Source organism: Paenarthrobacter sp. NPDC090517, assembly GCF_044769165.1.
Lineage (GTDB): Bacteria > Actinomycetota > Actinomycetes > Actinomycetales > Micrococcaceae > Arthrobacter.
In genome coordinates this window covers 1-3,359 of sequence record NZ_JBIVXN010000016.1, presented here as the reverse complement: position 1 = coordinate 3,359, position 3,359 = coordinate 1, and the positions used below count along the sequence as shown (strand labels likewise).

Annotated in this window: 2 protein-coding genes; one reads left to right on the top strand and one right to left on the bottom strand. The window is 61.6% G+C overall.

What is annotated here, in order from left to right; genetic code table 11:
- Positions 1 to 130: 130 nt before the first annotated feature.
- Entirely contained in the window at positions 131 to 2,038 is a 1,908-nt protein-coding gene (locus ACIQTW_RS21790; RefSeq protein ID WP_402941619.1) for a BTAD domain-containing putative transcriptional regulator, read from the bottom strand.
- A gap of 113 nt (positions 2,039 to 2,151) precedes the next feature.
- On the opposite strand from ACIQTW_RS21790, the gene ACIQTW_RS21785 reads away from it, so the two are divergent.
- Positions 2,152 to 3,033, top strand: a complete 882-nt coding sequence (locus tag ACIQTW_RS21785; protein WP_402941616.1) for an alpha/beta fold hydrolase — start codon at positions 2,152 to 2,154, stop codon at positions 3,031 to 3,033.
- Positions 3,034 to 3,359 lie beyond the last annotated feature (326 nt).

Genomic DNA, 3,359 nt, shown 5'->3' with positions numbered 1-3,359 from the left:
GTGGGAGAGTAGGACACCGCCGGACAACCATTAGGTAGAGACCCCCCAACCCACCACGGGTCGGGGGGTCTCCCACATTTAACAACAAAACCACAACAGAAGCCTCCACCACCCTGGAGGCTTCCCGCATTTAACCAACCCCTCGCCGCGACCCAGCAGCCACCTCAAGCAGCCCCAGATAGTGATCAACGCGCCCCAGGTCTACCACGCCACTTCCGGCAGCCCATTCTCCGCGGGCCGGTTCCAAGGCGCCCAATGCCCGGCGGATCACAGAGAGCTGGCCCAGTTCACTGGCTGCCTGGGCAACGATGCACCAAGTCGCCTCGAGCAAAAGATCCGAGGATGGATCCGGAAGCTGTTGAAGAGCTTCTACAGCCGCGCCAAGAGACCCTGCCCTAACTAGTAAAAGGGGCCGAACCCAGCGCTCATACGGGCCGAAGTCGCCATCACTTAATTCAGTGGCCTCGCGCAATTCTCGGCCCAGAGTGGCCAAAGCAGGCATTCCGTCCGTGAAGCCAGGCATTTCTGGAGGCAGCGGAGGCGGCAGGCTGTCACCGAGGAAAGTCCAGCGGAACCAGTGTGTGAAGACGGTCGCCAACGGTCTCTCGTGTCGCTGGGCGAGTCGGTCCACCGTATCGGCCTCCGAGCTGGCCGAGCTGATGTCATTCACGGCGCACAATGCCTGCATGCGAATCAGCCGCCCGTTGATCTCAAAGGTTGGCGAATCGGCGTCGAACGCTGTTGTTATCAGCTCCTGGCCAATATCGGCGCGATCGGCTGCAAGTCCGGCTGAAGTGAAGGTTTGCATAAACCGGGCGCTGAGGGCGAAGCAGAGCAGTTGCGCGTCTCCCAATCTTCTGGCGATCGACTCCGCTTCGCTGGCTTCCGGGTGGCGACCGCCGGTCCCTCGGGATTCCATGGCAATGGTGGCCAGAAGACGCGCGCGGCTTCGATCGCTGAGGTTGGGGTTGGCTGCAAGCGCATTCTCGGCAGCGGCAATCACGATGGCGGCAGCGGCGGGGTCATCCGGACGCGTCCAAATCCCGGGTATGTCGTAGCCTCCAATGACGCGGGCGTCGAGTTCGGGATCATTCAGCTCTGCAGCAGCTTGGATCGCCGCTATGCGTTGGGTGCGGGCTGTCTCAAGATTGCCGGCGACTGCCAAGCTTCCCAACACCGCGTTCGAGGCTTCCAACTGAACCCTCGTGCCGCTTTTGGAGTAGGCGGTGGCAGTCATGGCCAAACCGAGGGGTTCCGGGCGGTCCAAATGGGGATCCCTACGGAGCATCCTGCTCTCCAGATCCACGAGCGCAGGGCCGGGGTCCAGCCCTAGTTCGTTGGCATGCTGCACCCGTGCCCGCCGAAGGACCGCCAGTGCATCGCCTTGGCGGTCACTTTGGTACAGAGCCACGGCCAACAATCGCCATCCTTCTTCACGCCACGGGTTCTCCTCCACCTGTGCTTCCAGCATGGCGATGACCTCCGCCGGCTGCCCGCAGTCCAGGCACGCAGAGGCGAAGCGCTCGACGGCGGTCTGTCGCATCTCGGTCAGTCGACTCACCTCAGCGAGGGCCCACGGCCGCTCGGCGAATTCCTGAAAGGCTGCACCGCGCCACTCGCGGAGGGCAGTGGACAAGAGTGATTTGGCCTGGTTGGGCGTCGCTCCAGCTGTTCGGGCTACTGCGGACTCCACCCTCCAGACATCAACGGCGTCGACGAAGAGTCGCAGGGCGTACCCGTCTCGCACCGTAACGAGCACCGAGGGTGGGGTGCGGGGTAGCCGATGTGGCTCCAGGATGCGGCGAAGTTCACCAATGAAGGTGCGGACTGCTCCGACGGCTCCCGGTGGCGGTGCGCCGTCCCACAGTTCGTCAATGAGTGACGCCGTCGAGATGTCGCGGCCTCGCAGTGCAACGAGTATGCCAAGGATTTCCCTGTGCCGGCGCTTGGATAGTTCCCGCACCTCTCCATCGACGGCCACTTGGAGGGGGCCGAGGACTCGGATCTGCACATTAGTTGGGATTGACGCAGTAGTCACGGGTCAATCGTAGTGAGGAAGTCAGACAACCCAGGGTGTTCCGTGGCTCCAGCTGATTCGCTGCTGATTCGCTGGCAGGAGAGTGGTTCCACCAACAATGAATGGAGGCTCCTTTGACTTTGACACTGCTGCCCGAGGCAACCTATCACCGTGTCCCAGTAGCACCCGACGTGGAACTGAACGTCGCCGTGGCGGGGCGCGGGCCCGCCGTCGTACTTTTGCATGGCTTTCCGCAGACGCACCTCATGTGGAGGCATATCGCCGCGGACTTGATGGCGGACCATACTGTCATTTGTCCGGACCTTCGTGGCTATGGCGCGAGTGTTAAACCGGCAGAGGAAGGGGAGGAAACGTACTCGAAGCGAACGATGGCCGCGGACATCGTCGCGGCGGCCTGGGCACTTGGGCATCATCGCTTCGCGCTGGCTGGTCACGACCGTGGCGCCTTGGTTGCTGTGCGGGCAGGCCTGGACCATCCTGGCGTCGTCAGCCACCTGCTGGTTCTGGATGTGCTACCGACGTTGGATATGTGGGATATCCTCCGTGGTGCGGATGCCAAAGTTGCTTGGCACCTTTACCTGATGGCACAGCCCGCGGGAATCCCCGAGCCCATGATCGAAGCGACTGCAGACTCCTTCTTTGCATCGTTCATCGACGGGTGGACGGCTGATCCTGAAGCGATTCCACCACGGTATCGGGAGGAGTATCTGAAGGCATCGGGTCAGGCAGTGTGGTCGATCGCTGCCGACTACCGGGCCTCTGCGGGAATCGACGTCCAGCATGATCTCGCCGACAGGAAGGCCGGACGCGCCCTGTCCATGCCAGTCACTGTGATGCAACAGGATTGGGGAGCGGCGCTGGGCTATGACGCTGCTGCGCTTTGGAGTGCGTGGGCGCCCGACTTAACGCACATGACGGTGAACACTGGCCACTTCATGGCTGAGGAGGATCCCGCAGCGGTGGTAGCGGCCATGCGTGAGTTGATGGAGCGCTGAGGGGTGGTGTTCGACGGCGGTTTGGTGGGGTTTTGGGGGTGTGTGGGGTGGGGTTGGGGGTGGATTTGCGTTGGGGGTGTGGGGGGTGTATTGTTTTCTGAGTCGCCGGGTGCGAAACGGAAAGCCGGAAGGTGTGTACGGTTCGGTAGGCGGCCAAAAAATAACTCTTCTTTTCCAATGGCCCTGTTGGGTGCGCTGCTTTGTGGTGTGCTGTGGGTGATGTTTTGGGGGGTCTGTTGTTTGAGAACTCAATAGTGTGCCAAGTTTGTTGATACCGATTGTTTTATCAATTGGTTGAAATTATGGCCGGATCGTTGCGCACCCCC